General features: G+C 56.1%; 17 protein-coding genes and 1 pseudogene. 6 read left to right on the forward strand and 12 right to left on the reverse strand.

What is annotated here, in order from left to right; all coding sequences use genetic code 11:
- Positions 1-34 precede the first annotated feature (34 nt).
- The 6 genes from AC07TV_RS22015 to AC07TV_RS22040 form a co-directional block, all read right to left on the reverse strand.
- The gene (locus AC07TV_RS22015) at positions 35-214 is read right to left on the reverse strand and encodes a hypothetical protein (protein ID WP_494650497.1); all 180 of its coding nucleotides are present in this window, start codon (positions 212-214) and stop codon (positions 35-37) included.
- A 783-nt stretch (positions 215-997) separates the two neighbouring features.
- Positions 998-4,003 carry a reverse transcriptase domain-containing protein gene (locus AC07TV_RS22020; RefSeq protein ID WP_494650498.1) on the reverse strand — a complete coding sequence of 1,002 codons (3,006 nt, stop codon included), beginning with the start codon at positions 4,001-4,003 and terminating at the stop codon, positions 998-1,000.
- A gap of 435 nt (positions 4,004-4,438) precedes the next feature.
- Complete coding sequence (locus AC07TV_RS22025) at positions 4,439-4,762, reverse strand: hypothetical protein (RefSeq protein WP_494650499.1); 324 nt, start codon at positions 4,760-4,762, stop codon at positions 4,439-4,441.
- Entirely contained in the window at positions 4,759-5,031 is a 273-nt protein-coding gene (locus AC07TV_RS22030; protein ID WP_494650501.1) for a hypothetical protein, read from the reverse strand. Before AC07TV_RS22030 ends, AC07TV_RS22025 begins: the two co-directional genes overlap by 4 nt.
- A 208-nt stretch (positions 5,032-5,239) precedes the next feature.
- A complete protein-coding gene (locus AC07TV_RS22035) occupies positions 5,240-5,986 on the reverse strand; it encodes a DUF695 domain-containing protein (RefSeq protein ID WP_494650502.1) in 747 nt (248 codons plus the stop codon).
- An 82-nt stretch (positions 5,987-6,068) separates the two neighbouring features.
- Positions 6,069-6,692 (reverse strand): DUF4304 domain-containing protein, encoded by a 624-nt coding sequence (locus AC07TV_RS22040; protein WP_494650503.1) that lies wholly within the window; start codon positions 6,690-6,692, stop codon positions 6,069-6,071.
- A gap of 520 nt (positions 6,693-7,212) precedes the next feature.
- Here AC07TV_RS22040 and AC07TV_RS22045 point away from each other — a divergent pair.
- Positions 7,213-8,082, forward strand: a pseudogene (locus AC07TV_RS22045) (AraC family transcriptional regulator).
- Between the two features lie 365 nt (positions 8,083-8,447).
- On the opposite strand, the gene AC07TV_RS22050 reads toward AC07TV_RS22045, so the two are convergent.
- From AC07TV_RS22050 to AC07TV_RS22075, 6 genes are read right to left on the reverse strand one after another with little or no spacing between them, the layout of a single operon-like run.
- Positions 8,448-8,606, reverse strand: coding sequence for a hypothetical protein (locus tag AC07TV_RS22050; RefSeq protein WP_494650504.1), 159 nt, complete (start codon positions 8,604-8,606; stop codon positions 8,448-8,450).
- A 54-nt stretch (positions 8,607-8,660) separates the two neighbouring features.
- On the reverse strand, positions 8,661-9,131 hold the full coding sequence (locus tag AC07TV_RS22055; RefSeq protein WP_494650506.1) for a hypothetical protein: 471 nt from the start codon (positions 9,129-9,131) through the stop codon (positions 8,661-8,663).
- Between the two features lie 45 nt (positions 9,132-9,176).
- Positions 9,177-9,578 carry a hypothetical protein gene (locus AC07TV_RS22060; protein WP_494650507.1) on the reverse strand — a complete coding sequence of 134 codons (402 nt, stop codon included), beginning with the start codon at positions 9,576-9,578 and terminating at the stop codon, positions 9,177-9,179.
- Positions 9,575-10,057, reverse strand: a complete 483-nt coding sequence (locus AC07TV_RS22065; RefSeq protein ID WP_494650509.1) for a hypothetical protein — start codon at positions 10,055-10,057, stop codon at positions 9,575-9,577. The genes AC07TV_RS22060 and AC07TV_RS22065 overlap by 4 nt, the downstream gene beginning before the upstream one ends.
- 42 nt (positions 10,058-10,099) lie before the next feature.
- Positions 10,100-10,969: an alpha/beta fold hydrolase gene (locus tag AC07TV_RS22070; protein WP_494650511.1), complete on the reverse strand. Its 870-nt coding sequence runs from the start codon at positions 10,967-10,969 to the stop codon at positions 10,100-10,102.
- Positions 10,970-10,977: 8 nt separating this feature from the next.
- Positions 10,978-11,628: a class I SAM-dependent methyltransferase gene (locus AC07TV_RS22075; protein ID WP_494650512.1), complete on the reverse strand. Its 651-nt coding sequence runs from the start codon at positions 11,626-11,628 to the stop codon at positions 10,978-10,980.
- A 169-nt stretch (positions 11,629-11,797) separates the two neighbouring features.
- On the opposite strand from AC07TV_RS22075, the gene AC07TV_RS22080 reads away from it, so the two are divergent.
- From AC07TV_RS22080 to AC07TV_RS22100, 5 genes are all read left to right on the forward strand, one after another.
- Entirely contained in the window at positions 11,798-12,706 is a 909-nt protein-coding gene (locus tag AC07TV_RS22080; RefSeq protein ID WP_494650514.1) for a LysR family transcriptional regulator, read from the forward strand.
- A 540-nt stretch (positions 12,707-13,246) separates the two neighbouring features.
- Complete coding sequence (locus AC07TV_RS22085; RefSeq protein ID WP_494650516.1) at positions 13,247-13,636, forward strand: hypothetical protein; 390 nt, start codon at positions 13,247-13,249, stop codon at positions 13,634-13,636.
- A gap of 33 nt (positions 13,637-13,669) precedes the next feature.
- A complete protein-coding gene (locus AC07TV_RS22090) occupies positions 13,670-15,694 on the forward strand; it encodes a hypothetical protein (protein WP_494650518.1) in 2,025 nt (674 codons plus the stop codon).
- Between the two features lie 35 nt (positions 15,695-15,729).
- Entirely contained in the window at positions 15,730-16,923 is a 1,194-nt protein-coding gene (locus AC07TV_RS22095; protein WP_494650520.1) for a patatin-like phospholipase family protein, read from the forward strand.
- Positions 16,924-16,957: 34 nt separating this feature from the next.
- Positions 16,958-19,960 carry a TIR domain-containing protein gene (locus AC07TV_RS22100; protein ID WP_494650522.1) on the forward strand — a complete coding sequence of 1,001 codons (3,003 nt, stop codon included), beginning with the start codon at positions 16,958-16,960 and terminating at the stop codon, positions 19,958-19,960.
- Positions 19,961-19,994 lie beyond the last annotated feature (34 nt).

Below are 19,994 nucleotides of genomic sequence, written 5' to 3' on the forward strand. Positions count from 1 at the left end.
CTCGCCGCAGCGGCTTAACCCGCAGAGAGTTCACTTAAGAAAACCGAATTTCTGTCCAACTGCGCGGGGCCACCTCTTCTAGACAAGCAACCTCCTTGGCGTAAAGCATTTCGCCGAACCCCGAGCCTGTGCTGATGTGGAGTTCCCACTCAGTAAAGCTCACTGTTCCCGTCAAAAAATCCCCCGCAAGAACATCAAACGTGTCATCGGCCATTTTCATTCCTATCGATTTGGGCACTAAGCGGCGTTTAACACCCTCCAGAATAAATTTGCGCGGCTTCGCCTATGAAACGACCCCAATTTGTCCTAACGAAGCTCACAGCGCACAAGCAAAAACCTTTCTGATTTTCTGACTAAATAATCAATCTTTAGCGGTCGCGGCGGGATAAAGCCTACACGCATGGCATTAAACATGAAAGAGATTTGCTGCCGTAATTGCCATGAAAAGCTGGGGACGCTGACTATAGGCAACTCAAAATCAAGTGTCCCGTCGGAACGGCGACCACGGCACCACAGCGCCGACGGTCAGAAGGTGATGTTATCGATCAACGATCACCCCTATACCCATCACTGTTTTGACGGCCTAGTGACGCACGAACTGAAAATCAAATACAGCGTCGGGCGGCACATTGAGTCGCCACCTACGAATGGCCACTTATCAAACGACCGCTCTTGACCGGGAGGCGCCTGAGAGCCCCAAAGCCGCATTGCAGTCATCGGAGTTGCAAGCAGGAATCTCAATGGCTGCTTACGGCTGTTCCTCAGCGACGCGTACTACCGGCCATGAGCCGCCGGCCATGGTTACGTTCCAATTTCTACATGTAGCGGCCCTGTGATCGAGATGAGTGTCCGCTATTTGGCGATCAAATTGATTGTGGCACTGCCGCAACTCGGCCAGGAGCCGACGTAGCCGGCACGAAATATAAAGCTATACGAACGGCAGGTTGCTATTCAGCTACCTGCCGTTCGGCGTTGCCCCTGCTTACATTCGTAGTGTTTATGCACCCGGTAATGTTTTTCTGTCATGCGCCATCTCGAATCCGTCTGGAACCGGTTTAAACGGCCCAGGGGGAGAACGATAGCTGGACTGGAACTGGCGTAATGCCTGAACATCAATTTCACCAGTGACGCAGTAGTCGTCGATGCCACCTTTGACCCGCAGTACGTCCCGACGCCAGATGTCTTTATTGGGTGCTCTGATCCGACTATCACCAAATTGGCGATCATTGCACTGGACGATATAGGCATGAATGTCTAGCGCAGCGGATTCAACCAGAGAGTTGAAGGTTTCAGTATCCTGGTTCCATTCGGGTACGAAAAGCGCGTCTACTTGGCCGCGTAAATTTGCACGATAGCTGATGTTGGTTAGCTCGCTGCAAACCAACAACCCAAAGCGGAAATCTCCGTGTTGCACAATAGGTGGCGTTTTCCAGATTGTCTCCGGCTTCATCTCCAGACCACTTAGGCACTGCAACTCTTGTTCCTCATGCAAGGCCGGTCGCTGCTTATCTTGGCGATAGATCATCGTTGAGCGAAACCCCAGTCCATCATGCGACAGTGCTGCCCAGAGCTGATTACGTACCCGTCCCTTGCTTGTGTGCAGGTACTCGATACCAGCAATGAGCGAAATGCCGCGCCCTTGCAACTTGAGGGCCATCCGTAAAAACCAGTGCGCCGGCAAGGCTAATTCTGGCAGGACAAAGTAATGTGCACCTTTCGGTTGCGAAATAACGCTGTTAACTAGCCGATTTAGGCGGGCATAACGACCTAGATCCGGGTCGGGCATTCGAGTAACGGAAGCCACCCAACTGTTGTATTCAGTTTTCCAACTCGACACTGCGATGATTTGCCGATCCCGAGCTCCTCCATCCGGGATTTGCAGCACATTTTGCTTATCCCATCGTGGCATTTTTTCATTTAGGTTGAAACCGCGTAACGCCATCACCACCGATTGCATCTTCGGCAGATTGATCGCGGCGAATGGGTCTTTGGCCAGTACGAACAACTCGGCGAGGTTGAACGGTCGGGTGGAAAAAACCAGCCCATAAGGCAAACCATTGTTGAACTTTACCCAGCCCGCCAAAGTGGAAATACCTTGAGTAATCTTGCCAGGCAATAGATGTTCTGCCTCCTCGAATATACGAACATTTTTTTTTGGCGGAATCCCTCGCTGCGAAACCATCTCCTTTGGTAGGCCGACAAAACGGAACGGCATGTGTGCTAAGTCATACGAGAATAACCATGCGTGCGCCGCTTGAATGTTCTTTATGTCTGCGGCCCAATGGGGATGAAAAACGAGGCTAGGCAAGGGAGCGTACCAACTACACTCAAATTCTTTTTGCCACGCAACTTTGCCTTTCTTGGACAAGCGAGGCGGGAACGCAGCGAGAACACTTTCGTAAACAGAAAAGAATAGCTGCCAGTGCCAGCGTAATAGCACATTGGCTTTATCAGGGAGTTGTGCTTTCGGGCACGATTTGATGTCGACGATGCACCGCTCCTCTACCGTCGCATAGACATTCTTCAATGCTTCTATGATCTTACGTAGATGCCAAAAGTCCTCACAGGCAGTCGCCAGTCGTACCACGCGAGGCAGGTATACCGCCAATTCGAAGAAGTGGGGCAGCACCAGAACATGCTGAATAAAAGCCGAGAAAAAGGCATGACGATGATCCTTCCAGCTATCTGGAGGCAGGTCACGTTCATAGGCCTCAAAGTCGCGCAACTTGATCGCGAAGCCTGCACGACGCATGGTTAGAGCATCTGTTTTTCGCAGGTTGTCAGCGATTTCACCATCACTTTGCGTCGCAGCAATTAGGTCGGTACCAACATAACGGGCCGAAGTAGGTAAATTCGGCATGGCACGCCATTCGCTGGCGCGCAGGTGAATCTGGTGAGAAATGGAGTCAACCAGCGTCTGACCTGTTTCTCCTTCCAGCAAGAACGCCTTGTTCTTGTCATTTGCAAAGCAGATCTGGCTATCGTCCAGATAATCTGGCCGGTAGCGGATTTTCTTTTGCCCATTGTCTTCAATCCAACCGAGTTTGCCGTTAGAACGTTCAAACAACCATGTCCAAAGCTCGTCGGTAGAGTGAAAGTTTGCGCCGTTCTCCATCACCAATAGAATGTCGTCAACATAACGGCCGTAATACAGTGGTACTACTTGCTGCTCGATCAAGCGATCCAACTCAATCAGCGCCATGTTGGCAACGACGGCTGATGCTGGAAGTCCTACCGGTAAACCTTTACCCAGCGGAGTTTTTTTGGCCCAGGTTTGCAGTGCGGTAATAAACAGTCGATGCAGCTTTTGCTCGTCGTCCGACAACTTGATATCGAAAAGTTGGTTGAACGCATCGTCTAACATGAAGTCGGGGTTCAGCTCGTGATAGAAGCTGGTGACATCCGCTGTGAGTGCGATAACGCTCTTGCCTTGCTCTAGAGAACTGCGCATAGCCTCGATGCCACCATCACGCCAATTTCGGAATGGCTTCAAGTAAGGCTTGAACGATCCAAATGACAATGGATTGACATTGCCATCCTGCCCTCTGCGCAGGCGATTACCATAAGCGCAGCCACTCAGCAGTTTGTCGTATTGCTGGCCGACTTTGATCATCCACAGTGTAGATAGAACATGAAAGTCCAAGCTGCACTGAGCCATCAGGCGAAATTCAGCCTTAGGCTTGTTCGTTAAATCTATTAACGCAGCATGATCGCAAATATGCTGCCACTTTGCGATCGGTGAAGCAAAGACGAGTCCATTGGCATGTTTGTCGATTGTGGGTGGCTCAATGCTCTTCGGGGTCAAGAACCAGTTACCGAGAAAGATATCAGTCTTGACCCACTCTTCGTCAGCGCCGTTGAGTTGTGTCAAAAGCGACTGAAGCCTATCCAGAATCTGACTTTCGTAGTCAGCGATTGCCAATAGGGACGAGTGGGAAGAGTAGTACAAATCTACCTTCGCTTTGCGGTAGGCTAGGCCAAGGTCTGCAATTGAGAAGTTCATGGGACCGATTCTTTATGCCAATGCTAATTTTATGCATCTATCTTCCCATGCTTTGTTAGATGCAAACTTACAAAAGCGTCTTTTGAGCGCTCGTTTGGACCAGGAAGTTCCTATTCGAGAACAAAAGAGCGCGAACCTTTGAGGTATCTCGAAAAATTAATGCCCAGAGAGGCAGCTTTGTAAGCGGTAAGCCGACATGGCCTATTCATAAGTCATTAGGCAGCAATGGGCACGCAGCACTCAGTGACGACTGGCTGCTTTCGGGAAGCTGAACCTCAGTGACTGCTTTCCGCCGATGAATCTGAAGGGAGGACGGTTCCCTTCGTGCCCATTATAGGCCGTAGCCACTATTGGAAAGCGGTCACTCAGAACGTCGGAAGTAACAGGCCTGCCGCGGCTTTATGCGGCAGGTCCGGTTGACTGAAGGGTTCGGCGTCATGAGGGCAACACCGTCTTGTAGTTCCAACCACGAGCTTTGGTAAGCGTTCTGTCGTAGTTCTCTTGTCGGTCCGTCAGGCCCATGCTGGCGGCCGCCAAGGCCAACAACTCAAGGACTCGCCAAGACTCGAATTCTGATTTGTTGAATGCATCTTCAAGCGCGTCCAACGCTAGCTCCAACTCATTGTGTTCGAGATACCCGAGAAACTCCTGACTTTCGTCTGCGCAGATGCCCTCTGCTGCTTCAGACAGGTGAGCCCTGGCATCAAGCAGAAACCCTTCTGTTCGCTTCCATGAGTTCAAGAGATCGTCAGAGGTCATGAGGTTTGAGGATTCTCACGTAGAGCGACAATCTGTTCAACCGTGACGTCGCCGATCTTTCGCGGCCCTTCCATGAAGTGTCCTCGCGTTCCAACCGCGATTCGTGAGCAATGGATGGACGCACGCATTGCGGGAACGAGCACCCACATAGTTGCTTTTCCTTCCAAGGGGACGGGAAGTCCTTCATCAAGGGGACGGCCATCCCGTTCGATGAACTCTGGGTGGATCATGAATATGCCATCTTTCACCGGATCATCACCCTCGTACATGAAATCACATCGAAGATGCTGGTATGTTGCCTTTCGCCCACCCTCGGAGGGTGAGTAGAGGCGATAGCTCACCACGAAGTCGGGTTTGTACCCTCGGATTTCCTCGTACGTTCTCACGAGCCGCACAGTCATGACGCCGAACGTTGAAAATCACCGGACGGAGGCAAGCGTAGCTTGCCGGAGGTCCGGTGAATTGGAATGTTCGGCGTCACTGCTTGCATACTTGAGTTTCCCAGCCGTCGTACTCACCGCCATTCTCACGAGCGGCACGACTAAGCTGAAGCGTAGTTCTATTCATTGAGCGGTAATCTGGCAGGCCAACATGATTCAGTTTGGCGGTGAATTGGCCACCCTTCGCTTCGGGCGTTAGATAGAGATCGATGCCCTCGAATACATCTTTGACGCTGGCGATGAATGCGGCGCGTTGAGGTTCTGTTTTGAAGTAAGCCCAGTGTTCAATCGGACGTGGTGTTTGAAGAGAATCCCCTTCCTTCACAAGTGCGTTCTGAACGCGCAAGTCCAGAATGACTTGCCAGTCGTCATCTGTCGGGAAAAGGTCGTTCCAGTAATGCGACCTCTGTGGGTCTGGCTCGTGAAATAGCTCAATTCGATGACCATGAAGAGAACCTGCGCTCTTTGTAAGAGCCGCGCATGCGGAGGAGCTTAACGATGTGTAGAAACAAAAATATCTATGACCATTAGTTGTGACGCGGCCAACTTGAAGTCCATCGCTTGGTTGGAGTTGAGCGGAAAGAAAGTCTTCCACTTCGTTCAAATATGAAAACTCGTTTCCGTGCGGCAGGCCGCGATCATCGGGGTCGAGCAAGGCCACATTGAAGCGAGCAAAGAATTCGAATGGTAACGATTCGAGATCGGCCCTCACGCCGTGGTCATAGGCGATGAAGGCCGAATGGTCACCAATCGTGCAGGGAAACTGCTCCCAATGGTCGCTCATGATATTGACGCCGAACGTTGAAAATCACCGGACGCAGGCAAGCGCAGCTTGCCGGCGGTCCGGTGGATTGGATTGTTCGGCGTCATTGGTCACCCGCAAGAGCTTGGAGTTCGTGGCGAAGAAACGAGGCGCTTCCTATGTTCTCAATACCGTAGGCAGCGAATGCCTTCGATTCTTCAAAACGTCCCTCGGCCTTCCGCATAAGCGATAGAGCAAGTGCCATCCGAACCTTGGTCGTGCCGAATCCCGCGAAGTCATAGGCCCCAGAGCGAAACTCGGTGGGTGTAACAGTCATCAGAGGGGCAGCCGGCCCTGAGATACGTTCGAGAATTAGACGGCCCACATTCAGATAAACTTTTGCAGCCGCCTCCATAGCGGAAACCATACTTTCGCTAGTGGCCTCGTGCGTCCACCATTGATCGCTCATTGTTTCGGAAAGGCGGCATCGAAATTCACAGAGTTCCGCTGTGATCTTCTTCGGATCTGGCGAATTGCCTCGTAGGTCAGGTATTGCCATTGGATGGATGGCAAGGTTGATTGCGAACCTGCCGCCATACCGTGAGCCTTGGATATTGACGACTTGCACCCAACCATCTCTACTTCGACGGAACGTTCTGCCTGAGCCGGCGAAGCCATCTTCCCGTAAGAGTGGCATTAAGGTTGAACGAATTGCGGATTCAAGGCGGGGAGCGGCGGTTGTATTCATGACGCCGAACAGTCATTCACGAGCAGAAACGTCCGGGTTATTGCTAATAATACGGACACGATTGAATCGCCTGTAAGGTTTTGAATGACATAGAGATTATCCCATGCAGGTCTCCTTATCAATCAGCAATCAAACGGACAGAGCCGATGTCCGCTTTGGAGCAGTTTCTTGAGTGGCTGCTCCTGGCCGATTGTGTCAGCTCGCCAACGACCGCTTAGTAGAGCTCCATCTTGTAAAACACGGGTTTGGCCGAATGGCAGCTATGGAGAAACCTGGATGGCCGGAATGGGCACGGTCCGGCCATCTGCTTTTCCCGAGAGCGGCCATAGCTACAAGCGACTGCTATCACGTATAGTCCGAGCCAAACGCAATCGTCAAGCAATTGGAAAGCGAATATCCTTAGCAAGTTTCAGCAATTGTTCCCTTCCAATTGATTTCTTTGCCGGCATATTGAGCAATCGCGGTCGGGATTTGCCATCGCGTTCCGCGCATAGTGTGCGCTGTGAACGAAGGATGAATGATGAGCGATACACAGGCAAAAAACCACGCGAAGCGTTTCGAGAAGGTGCTCGACTACATCGAGTCCAATCTAGACGAATCGCTAAGCACTGAATACCTTAGCCGGATCGCGAACTTCTCCAAATTTCACTTTCATCGGCAATTCGCCGAATACGTCGGTACCAGTGTTGGACGATATATCCAGTTGTTGCGTTTGCGGCAAGCCAGCTATCAGCTCGCCTTCAGCCCCCTGAACAAGGTTATCGATATCGCCCTAGACGCTGGCTTCGAAAACCCGGAATCGTTTACGCGCGCCTTCAGGAACACTTTCGGCCAGTCGCCATCAGAATTCAGGCAGCAACCGGACTGGGAATCCTGGCATGAGCGCTATCGCTTCCGTATCCCGGAAAGGAAACAAACCGTGCAAGTCGAGATCGTCGATTTCAAATCTATCCGTGTCGCCGTCATGGAGCATCGCGGCCCAACCGAAAGAGTCAATGACTCCGTCGGACAATTTATCGCTTGGCGTAAGGAAAGCGGCCTTTCGCCTAAAGAAAGTAGCCGATGCTTTGGTATTGCTTATGACAATCCGGACACAACCGAGCCGGCAGAATTCCGCTTTGACATCTGCGGAGAAGTAACCGACGAAGTGCCTCTCAACCGACAGGGCGTGGTCACGAAAAGTATTCCCGGCGGCCGTTGCGCGCGGGTGCGGCATTACGGCTCCCATGTCAGAATCGGCGAAAGCATTTACCCCCTCTAGCGCAACTGGCTACCGGACAGTGGTGAGGAGTTACGCGATTTTCCGCTCTATTTCCATTACCTCAACTTGATGCCGGAAACACCAGAGCATGATTTGGAGACTGATATTTACTTGCCGTTGAAGTCGTAGATCTATGGCCGCTGCTTCTGGGGAAACCGACATGGCACTGAATGCTCCATGCAATTTTTCGGAAGCTGCCTTTTGTTGAGGTCGAACGTAGGATCAATAGGCTCTCACCGTCTAAAAATGGCAATGGCCGGTTCTAATTCCAGACCGGCCATTTGAAATTTCTGGGAGTGAATGTGGTGGCTTTCACATCCTAGCTACGTCAGCATCGTGCGTATCCTGTTGAAAAACTCACTTATTGCCGAAAAGTGAGGTTGGACTGAAAAGCTCGACGTTCACAATCGCTCCGTCTTCGACGATCTCGTCTCCCGGATGGTTTCGACATACCCTGGAAAAACTCGGTTTTTAGTTTTTCAACAGAATATGCGCTAAGCGAACTCACGATAACCGATGCGGCTGATCCGCTTGATGGAAATGCTTATTTGGGCCGTACCGCCCCCCGAGACCACCGGAAACCCTATTCGCCGGATCAGTTGATCGCCCTCAATGGCATACGTCAGGCTGATGCCCATCGAGCGCGCGCTCATCAGGTTTTGTTCAGCCGGGCATGATCTCCACCGGGAAGGGATCTTCGCTTTTCATCAACACTTACCGGCGGCCTTGAGCAGGTCGTTGCAGCTAGCTTTATTCGTTTTTCCCCTGTCTTTCGAGCCCGGGGTGAAGTCCGTGCACATGGCACTGGCGCCACTGGCCATTCCCCAAGTCATCACTTTTCCAAAGCCTGATGGCTCAAGGATCTCGCACTTGTATGTCTTCCCGGCGCTGGTTTTAACCGTGTATTGGGTGCCGTTGTAGCCGCCGGGCGCGTCGACTGGCTGTTGGCTGGTGATGGTAAATCCTCTTGTTTCCACGCCGATCGCCATGGATATTTTTTGCATGGCTTTACCCTTGTCCTCGTTAGCGGCCTTTTTTTCGGAATTGCTGCTGACGTTGCTGTTGGCGCTGCTGCCCTCACTTGGCTCGGACGACTTCCTCTCGTTTGTCGCACAGCCAGAAAAAGCGCCGGCTAGCGGCAAAAGCAGTAGCAATGCAATCAGCTTCTTTAGCTTCATGGTCAAATCTTCCTCAAATACTATTTAAAAATCCTTGCTGCCTGTCTATTTCGGGTTGATCGCAGCTTTGAAGTCTTCCCAAACAGAGGGCTCCCAGTCGCGGTCCACGAACTCGGTTTGAAGCGGTTTCTTGCTCACGATGGTGATGGTGTAGTTTGGCGCCTGTTCATCCGTGGGCTGAATGAAGAAGCCAACCACTTTTCCCTGCGTGCCATTGACGACGCGGGACTTAATGACACCGGAGGGTTTGTGGCTATCAACGATCTTCATGTCGGTGCTCATGGCCACCGTTGCCGCATGCCAAATCTGCTCGTAGCTCCGGCCGCTGACGATAAAACTTTTACCTTTGCCATTGCTGAGTTGTAAATCGTTTGTACTCACACAGGCCGCCAGCAGCAGGCTCAGCAGCAAGGGAGTGACGATTTTCAGCCTGATTCCACTGTTCATTTGCGCATGTCCGGCTTGGGTTGCGCACCTGAACACCTGAAGATAATCACCTTGCTCCGGTTGCAACCAGGCGTCAGCTGGATGTTGCCCGCGTAGTGTGCTTTGATGTGACCGGGGCCTTCATGTCGAATCGAGTATTGATCTTTGCCGCCACAAGCGTCATCTATTGCGGCAAGGGCTTCATTCCTTCTTGACTGGACAAGCGAAGACAAACCCGCGTCACAGTAGTTAACCTCACCCGTTGGTTTGGTCACCTTTTTTGCGTTTTCAAAGTACGCCCGTATTTCGGACGGCGCGACCATCGTTGGGATGGTGCCCTCGGCAGTCATGTTTGCTTGTTCTTCCGGCGTATAGATATAGGCCTTGGCGGCGTTGCTGAACAAGCCACCATTGCGTGCGCCGGGGTCAAGTGCACAGCCAGAAAGCATCACCGCCAGTGCCAGCATGGAAAAGTTATTTGCTTTTTTTTTCGAAATCATCTGGAACCTCGTTGGGGTTTGCCAAGAAAATGCCACCGCTCATCATTTTTGAATTTCCCCGGTCTCATTGCCGCCCGTCGATGGAGAGTGCGATTGCGCTGCCTGAACACTGAGCAAGACCTCGTGGATCGCCGCAATAACCGCGTCCGGCCTCTCAAGGGGAATGACGTGGCCGCTGTCAACCCACACTTGTTTGGCCCCAGGATGCAGGCGCGCAATGTCGCTGCGTTTGGCATTGGCATCACGGGCGAGCTCCGATGTTTCGCTCATTGGTTTTTGCGCGCTGAGAACGATCACCGGTTTGCCCGTAAGTGGAGGCAGGGCAAGCATGGCGGCACCTGTCGCGGGAAGCGCTTCCAACTCGTTACTGGCGGCACCGGACAGCAAGACATTGAACATCAGTTTTATCCAGGTCGGCCAGTTATCCTTCGCGCCAGCGCCTTTCAATTGCTCAGGGTGGGTCGAGTCCACCAGCACCAGACCCGCGACCTCTTGCGGGTAACGCCGCGCGTAAAGCTGCATGTAGAGTCCGCCGAGGGAGTGACCCACCAGGACATAGGGCGGGGCTATGCCTTTGTCACGCAGATTGCGCCGCAATTCGTCGATGATGGTTTCGCCGTCTCGCGGCGTCGACGTTTCAGTACTGGTGCCGGTACCTGCGCGGTTATAGGCAAATACCGTCGTTTCCCGGGCGATTGTGGGAAGGACTTCCGCCCACCATTGGAGTCGGCCGCCCAGTCCGTTCTCAAACACGACAGCCGGCGTGCCATGTCCTGTCACGACATGCTCAACGTTCCTGCCATCCAGAGGTGACGTGGTGACGCCGCTGATCGAAGCGCAGCCACTCAGAGCCAAAAACAAACAGAAAGCTGCCGTCTGTCGCCTATGGGCGGGGCGTATTGTGTTCAGCATGTTGATGCCTAACTAGGGTCAGTGGCGAGCGGTTTGCTCGCGATAATAAAAACCCGGAAATCTTTTTTCTTGGTTCCGTGTCGTTCGACGGACACGATCTGTAAACCCTGCCGGGTCAGCGCCGCCCGCAATTGGGTTTCGTTGAGGCACTGCACAATCAGGGGGGCCTTGCCGATGACACGCATCAGAGGCAGGGCCAAGTGTTGAATTAGCGGGTTCATCTCGGCAATGCAGGCCGTCTTGGATATGAACAATCCGCCAGGCCGCAAGGCCTGCGCAGCCTTGGCCAGCGTTTGGTCGAGGTCGCTCACCAAATGTAAGATATTGAATGCCAATACCCTGTCGTAGGTCGCCGATCCGGACATCGGCAAATCGGCGTCGGCCAATGCAAACGACAGTTGCGGGGTGGGTTGTGAGGCCAGCTTTTCTTTTGCAATGGCAATCATCTCTGCCGAGATATCGGTTGCCAGAAAACATCCGGTACTGGCAGCCAAGTGCAATGCCGTGGTCCCCGTACCGCAACCAATCTCCAGTACATTGTGCTCGGTGGACAGCAGGCCGCGCGTGCGCTGCAACGAGGTCTCGTAGCCCGCCATGTCAGGAATCGGGTCAGCCGCATATTTGCGGGCAATACGGTTCCAGAAACGTGCTTTGCGCATCGTGGCAGCGTCTGCACAAGTCGAATGCATATCGTCGGTTAGATGTTTGTTGCTTGGAAATGACATGGATTGGGCAGGCTTGAAGCACTCATGTGGCGAGGTTTGGATGTTACCTGTATAAATTCGCATTAAAATCCCCAAAATTTGCAATTAACCTATACATTTATGCATGGATAAAGTTGACTGGAACCAACTCAGGGCGTTTTTGGAAACAGCGGAAACCGGCTCACTGTCGGCGGCGGCACGCAAGCTGGGCTTGACGCAGCCAACACTGAGCCGCCAAGTGGCTGCAATCGAAAAGTGTTTGGGTGTGACCTTGTTTGAGCGGGCGGGAAAGAGCATGGTGCTCACCGCTACCGGGCTGGATCTGCTTGAGCACGTCCGCACTATGGGCTCAGCTGCCGACGCTCTGGGGATGGCGGCCACAGGCCGGTCGCAGGCGGTAGAAGGTGTCGTTTCGGTCTCGGCCAGCGATATGGTCGCAGCCTACCTGTTACCCAGCTTGGTACGGCGGCTTCGGCAGGAGGTGCCCGGCATTGCGATTGAAGTGATTGCTACCAATGCGATCAGCGACTTGCAGCGACGCGAAGCGGACATCGCGATTCGTCACGTCAATCCAGACCGGCCTGAGCTGATTGCCCGCCTGATACGCCAAGCTACCGCCTGCTTCTACGCCTCGAAAGACTGGGTGGAAACGCATGGCCACCCGCGCAATGCGCAAGACGCTGCCAGCGTGCCGTTCGTCGGCTCTGACCGCGCAGGCCGCTACTTGGCGTATTTGCACCAGCACGGCCTGGCGCTGAGCGAGGCCAACTTCAGCAGCTATGCTGACCACTCTGTTGCTCATTGGGGTCTGGTTCGTCAAGGGCTAGGTATTGGCGCCATGATGGATGAAATTGCCCGAGAAACCCCGAGTGTCGTTCGCGTTCTGGACGATATTCCGCCGGTGCAATTTCCCATTTGGCTGGTCACGCACACTGAATTGCATACTTCCCGAAAAATTCGTGTGGTTTTCGACTTCTTGGCAGAAGGGTTGGCGCAAGTCGTGCCGGAGAGTACGCATGGCGATTGGAAGTAACGCTCATGATTGAGGGTGTCCGGATTTTTGTGCAAAGCAGTCGTTGTCATTTGCATCAGTGAATGCTTTGGCTGAGGACCAGAAGTCGGCCGATCAGGCCGTTGGCCGAATGCGCTGAATCGGGCAGCAACCTGTCGCTTACTTGCCGTTCCACATTGAGAGGCCACGAATGGCAGCTTTCCCATTCAGCGAACGCGTACTCAGTGCCCACAAGAGACATTCACTATCTCCGCAGTTTAGTGGCTGGTTGCTGAGCGGAGCAGTCGTACTGCCCGAAGGCTGACTGCGTACTACTCAGCAGTTGCTGACGTTCGGCTCTGCTCGATCAACAGACCGCTTGGCGGATAAACGCTCCCTCAAGGCGCCTACATGATAATAAGTTAGGGCGATTCGCGAAGAGGAACGAGGCAAGATTTTTAGCATAGCCAGGGAACAAAATGCAATTTCCATACTCCATTTGGTTGTTATATTAAGGACAGGGTCATGTTCGTCTACAAGCCTATCTTCGGATATCCAGTTATCAACACCTGAGGATATGCAATGGGTGAACGAAAACGCTACCGCCGCCGACCGGGCCAGCCGGTTGTTGCAGTGCAACGAAAGTTAGAGACGGAAGGCTTCAATTACCGCAAGTGGGGCGACGAACAGCACTGCAAGGCTAACGACTGGGTGGTGGACAATGCGGGCGACGTCTACACAGTGGATGCCAAGTCTTTTGAGCGCACCTACACCGCCGAAGGGCCAGGCACCTTTGTGAAGACGGGCAAGGTGTGGGCCGAACAGGCCAGCTCGGCAGGCCGAGTGGTCACGAAGGAAGGCAGCACGAGGTACGAAGCGGGCGACTGGCTAGTGTCAAACGAAGAGGACGGGTCGGATGCGTACGCAATGAGTGCGAAGAAATTCGAGCAGTCCTACGAACTAGACGAGTGATCTACTGAAGTCCCGCTTGGGAAGGGAGGCGCAATGCGCTGCTTCGTGATTCGAGGTTTCGGGAAGAAGACAGATGCCAAGGGTAATGAGATCGACTTCGACAAGGTCGATCAGGCGCTGATCGCCCCTGCGCTGCTGGCATGCAAGCTGGACGGCAACACTACGGCCGAGGTGGTTGGCGCTGGCAGCATTCACCAGGACATGTTCCAGCTCATACTGCAGGAGGAACTCGTTCTGTGCGACATCACGGTTCACAACCCCAACGTTTTCTACGAACTGGGTGTACGCCACGCGCTGCGCAAGCGGCGCACGGTGCTGATCAAGGGCACGCCGTCGGCTGACTCAATGCCGTTCGACATCGCTGGCATACGCTACATGACCTATCCCGTGGGCGATCCCGGGGCAGCCCTGGCGGAATTGGTGAACGTGATTAATGCGACGCTGGCCGATGACAAGGTGACCGATAGCCCCGTATTTCTGATGATGCCCACGCTGCCAGAGGCTGACGTCCAAAGCGTGACCACGGTACCGTTGGATTTCGTCGAAGAGGTGCAGTTGGCCGAGGCCCGCAAGGACAGAGGCTGGTTGCGGCTGCTGGCTGAAGACGTGAGCACAAAGCGCTTCGCGCGGGAGGGGTACAAACTAATTGGTCGCGCCCAGTGGAAACTGAAGGATTTCAAGGCGGCCACGAGAACTTGGGAAACTGCGCTTCGTGGCGCTCAGGCGGACGCCGAAGCTGACTTCGCCCTTGCCAACCTCTACGAGCGTCTGTACAGGCAGGATGGTGATCCGGTAGATATCGAGCGCTCCAATCAGGCAGTCCGACGCTTGCTTGCGCGCCAGAATTTATCCCCAAGCCAGCGCTCAGAAGCCAGAGCCCTTGAAGGCCGCAACTTGAAGACATTGTGGCGCCTAGGATTCGCCGGGTTGGGCTCGCTAGAGGCGCGCCGCGAGCAGGCCATCGACAAACGGGCAATGGACTCCTATGCGGCGTATCGCGACGCCTACAAGGCCGACCTCAATAATTTCTTCCCCGGCCTGGCGGCCTTACAGATGGGGCGCATCCTGCAGTCGTTGGCTCAGAGCCCGAACTTCCAGAACCTTTTCGATGATGAGCAAGAAAGGGATCGTTACGTCCAGGATCGCGCTGCCGAGTTGACGCCGTTGGAGCATGTGGTACGTGCGTCGATCAAACGGGCGATTGCCATGGAAAAGGGCGACTCCCTTATCTGGGCCAACATTAGCGCCGCAGACCTGCGCTTTCTCTCTATCGGAGATGCGCCATCGCAGGCAAGCATTGCTGGTGTCGTGCAAGCCTACCGGGATGCCGTCGTCCCTAAGGGGGGTTTCTATGCCGATGCTGCGTGCGGCCAACTCGAGTTGTTTGAACTGCTGGGGGTCGGCGGCCAGGCGACACGGGCCGTGCTGGATGTGCTTGCGAAATCCACGCCTGGAAAGCGACATGTCATTGTCTTCAGTGGCCATAACGTTGACATGACGGGCGCTGACCAACCGGCCGAACCGCGCTTCCCAAGCGGAGCGCAGGGCAAGGCACGCGAACTGATCAAGTCTGCGCTGGCGAGTCTCAGGAGAGATGACGAAGAGGTCGATGTCCTGGTCTCCGCGGCGCCGGGTGCCGATATCCTGGCGTTGGAGGCCTGCAGGGAGCTCAAACTAACCACTTGGCTGTGCTTACCAGTGCAGCGCGAGGTCGTTGCTCGCGACGTGTTTAGCCACTACGACATTGAGTGGCGCAACCGCTTCTTCGCGTTGGCCGACGCTCAGCCGCAAGGCCGCACCTTCGTGCTCAGCGACAACGGGGGACTGCCCGCTTGGCTAGAAGCGTCCGAGACCGTGACTCCCTGGTCACGCGGCAACCGCTGGATGCTGCGCCAGGCCCAGGCCTGGGGCGCCGACCGCGTCACGTTGCTGGCTCTATGGGACCACAACAAGGACGACAAATCCCCGAACGGCACCGCCGGAATGCTGAAGCTAGCTCAAGCGACAGACGGAATCTACATCGAGCTCATTGACTGCCGGCAGCTAGCAGCCGGCTAACGCCTCGCATCTTCACGACTAACAGGAGATACCCTATGGCCCGCTACCGCACCTTCAAACAGCACCTAGACAAAGATATCGGCCCCAAGCGTATCCTTTCGTTGGACGGCGGCGGACTGCGCGGCATGGTGTCGTTGCAGGTGCTCTACCGGCTGGAGAGCCTGCTCAAGGAGCGCTTCAGTGATGGGGAACTGCGCCTAGCCGACTACTTTGACTTGATCGCCGGCACGTCTACCGGTGCCATTATCGCCGCCGGCCTGTCGCTTGGCATGAGCGTAGAAGAGATCGAGGGACATTACCTGCGGCTGGGTAACAAGGTGTTCATGCGCAGCTTCTGGCGTCGCGGCCTGCTGCAGGACTCCTACGATGCCTCGGCCGTGGCCGAGGCCCTGCGCGGAGTCTACGGCCCCGGTCCGTTAAAGCGCGAGGACTTTAGGACCGGGTTGCTGGTCGTAGCCAAGCGGCTAGATACGGGCAGCACTTGGGTACTGACCAACAACCCCGACGCCAAGTATTTCCCACCCAACCCGGCTCGCCCGAGCACCATCCCCAACGGCGAGTACCCGCTTTGGCAGGTGGTGCGAGCCAGCACGGCTGCACCCACCTTCTTCGCACCGGAGAAGATCAGCATCCATTCCAGCGCCACGCCCGGGCGTGAGGATGTCGATGGCTTCTTTGTCGATGGCGGCTGCAGCCCACACAACAACCCCTCGTTGCAGGCGCTAATGACGGCGACGATGGATGGCTACCGGCTCCAATGGTCGGCCGGTGCCGACAAACTGCTGCTTGTATCGGTGGGCACAGGCAAGGCCGACCCTGCCGTGGATACCAGCAGCAAGTTCGCCGGCCTGGCTGCGGTGCAGGGCGTGCTGGCGCTAAAGAACCTGATGGAGGACTGCGGCGACCTCGTGGAGACGATGCTGCAATGGTTCTCCGCGCCCACGCCTACATCCCGCGAGATCGACCGCGAGATAGGCCACGCCGGCCCGGCGCTGGGCGGCAACGCCCTACTAACCTATCAGCGCTACAACGCATTGTTTACGAAGAAATGGTTCAAGGATGTACTGGGCAAAGATGTGGACGCGGCCTACCTCGAGAACATGCAGGAGATGGACCGGCCCGAGAACCTGGATGCGCTGCGCGACCTGGGCCAGGCCGTGGCGAGGCAGGTGCAACCCGAGCATCTGCCGTCGGTATTCGACAACGGCGTGAAGTTGAACTTGTGTTGAGCCTATCGCCCGAAACATGGGCTTGGAGAACGCCATGAACTCTCTCGCAAACGCCACTCCTTCCCCGCCCCCGCATGCTGCGCAAAGTGGGTGGGCGCGCCTGTTCGGCTACGATATTTTCATCTCCTTTGCGTTGGGCCCGGCGCCGCGGGGTTGCCGGGCCTACGCGTCGGACTTGGCGCGCCGGTTGCGTGAGCGAGGATTCACGGTGTTCTTCAGCGAGGACGAGGCGCCCGTTGGTGCAGCGCTGGACAGCACACTCCGCCGAGCGCTGCGTAGCAGCCGTATCCTAGTTGTGGTGGCCAACCGCGGTACGCTGGCTGAGCCGCGCTGGGTGCGCACCGAGGTGGAGGAGTACCGCCGCATGCGCCCCGGTGGCACTCTAGTGCCGATCAGCGTGGACGGCGCGCTGCAGGACCCAGCCCTGACCGAGAGCACCCAGGACTGGCTGCCGTTTGCGGACCGCATCTGGGTGGACGAGACGGCCGAGGCCTGTGACTCGGGCCGTGTTAGCGACGAGGCGGTGCAGCGCCTCGCGACGGCACCGCATGCGGTGCGCTCGCTGGCGCGGCTACGCATCGCAGTGGGTACAGCGTTGATCATCTTTGCACTGCTGGCCTTGTTCGCGACGCTGCAGAGCTACCTTGCGACGCAGGAGCGGGATCGTGCGCGGCAGGGGCTGCTGGCGTCATCGGCGCGGCAGGCCCTGCTGCTGTCACGCGATGGCCGAGCGCACGAGGGCTGGAATGGGCTGGTGGAGGCACTCGTGCAGGCACAGCCGCAGGTAGACGGGCAGCTACCCGAGGGTTTCCTTGAGGCAGCGCTGACGACCCTGGTGGAGAACCGGCGCGGGCCCGATCTCGTATTCGACACGCGCGCCCCGGCTCCACCTCGGCTCGAAGATGGTGACCTCACGCCGCCGCCGACCGCATTCGATGCGCGCGGCGTCCGGGTGGCCGTGGCGGCGGGGGCGCAGTTGGCCGTGTGGTCCACGGTAGACGGACAACGCCTAACGCAGGTAACACTGCCCTTCGTGGCAGAGCGGCTCACGTTTGCGGGCGGCGGTTCATTAGTGGTGGCCGAGGGGGCCGAACCAGCACCGGAAGGCAACGAAGGGCGTGCCACGTCACGCGCGGTGTCCGTGGACGTGCTGAGCGGCCGCGTGACGGCATTGTCGCTGGCGTTATGTGAACAGTGGATACCTTGCATCGCCAGCGAGGGGCCTACTACGCAACTACTGCCGCTCGTTGAACTGCCGGTGGGTGGTCTGCCGGCCAACACAGGCTATGTGGCCGCCTCCGAAGGTGCGATGCGGGTAAAGGGCATGTCGGGCAAGCAACTCGTGCTGCTAAGCAGCGAGTCTGCCAATTCACCCCCTACCTGGTGGTTGTTAGACAGGCATTCAGGCCGCAAACTGCAGCTCAAACTGCGACTGCACCCGACTGATGCCGAAATGAAGGACGAAGCCGACACCTTTAGCTTGGCTAACGACGCACCGGTGCTGGTAGCCAGCAGATTCATGGACCCGACTATGGTCGTTTACCGCATCGAGGCCGGCCCTGCTGGGCCGCGCCTCGTGGAGCCACGCACGCTGAAGGCTCGCCTGGCCGAGGCGACACAGGGCGTTCAACTAGACGCTCAAGGCACGAAGCTGCGCTACCAGAACTTGCGTTATGGCACTGGCACCGGTGTGGGACTCGGGCGTACCGTCGTGATGGATGTGGCCAGCGGCCGCGAGCTGTGGGCGCGTGGCGAGGGCACGGTGGCTTGGAGTGAGCCTCTCATCGCGCTTCAGGAGTATGGGGCCGAGACCCAGCTGCTGTCGGCCGATACGGGCGCCACTTGGTTTATGGCACCGGGACAGCCGTTGGGTTTCGACCCCACGGGCCGCATGCTGTTGATGTGGGATACGAGTGAGGACGGTGTTCAGGACTCGCCATGGCCGCGCGTACGCCTGTTGGAAGCCTTGCCGGTGCACCAGTTCGGGCGTGATGCGCAGGGTCCCGCCAGCGAGCGCAGCGCATGCGTGCCGCCGGCGCAACTGCGCTTCCTGACGCTGGCGGAACGGCCCGATAGACTGTGGAATAGCGACGATTGGCACCGTGTTGCGCTGCCAAGTCAAAAGGCTGAGGTGGCATCGGCGGCACCGACTTCGCTTGTATCAATGGCTACGTCAACAATGATTCACAGGGTGAGCTTGACAGCCGACGACGAACGTTGGCGCCTGCAAGTTGATGAAAATAACAAAGGCATTTTACTGGGTCGCCTGCAATTACAGCGTCAGTTTCCGCTGCTAACCGCCGACCTGCGTTCCGGCAAGGATCTGGGCGCGATGTTGACGACATCGGCCGATGGGCGTTGGAGCGCTGTGGTAGCGGCTGTGAGCGACGACGACAATGTCTGCAAGGGCTGGGCCCGGTGGCGGCTGCATCGAGGTCAGGATCCGGCGGTGGTGATGTCCGGTTGCACGAGGGGCGAATTGCCCGGGGCTGACAACATACCAGCGGTGTGGTTTTTTGCGGCCGACACCCAAGCCGGCACGCCGCTACTCGCGGCCGTGCCAGCGGACACTTGCCGCTACGACTTGCTTGAGCCGGAGAGTGGCAAAGTGCGCGGGGCCGTGGTGCCAGCTTTCGGCAACGACGTTAGGATTGAACGCCTCACGCCCGACCTGCTGGCTGTGCATTCAACTGACTGGTATGGCGCAACGTTGGCCTACCAACTGCAGGGACTCGACTCGACGCAACCTGGACCCATTTTCATGTTAGCAGACCGCAACAAGGGAAACGAGGCGCGAGATGGGGCGGCCACCGAAGTGGTGAGGTCAAGGCCCATTTCGGACGCACGGGTTTTAGTAGAGGACAACCTGACACCGGAGGAGGAGCCGAATGACCTATTAATCGCCTTCGCGCGTGATGGCCGTACATTACATTTTCAAGAAAATAGCCGCACAACCTCGATCGGCGTGCCTCCTTGGGGCGAACGGCTGCGTGAGCGGCTGCGCCAAGCGGTGCAGGCGAAGCTGGGCAAGATGTGATCTGCGCCAAATGCCTTAGGGAAACTCGGATCAC

Source organism: Azonexus sp. GW821-FHT04F04 (assembly GCF_059420025.1).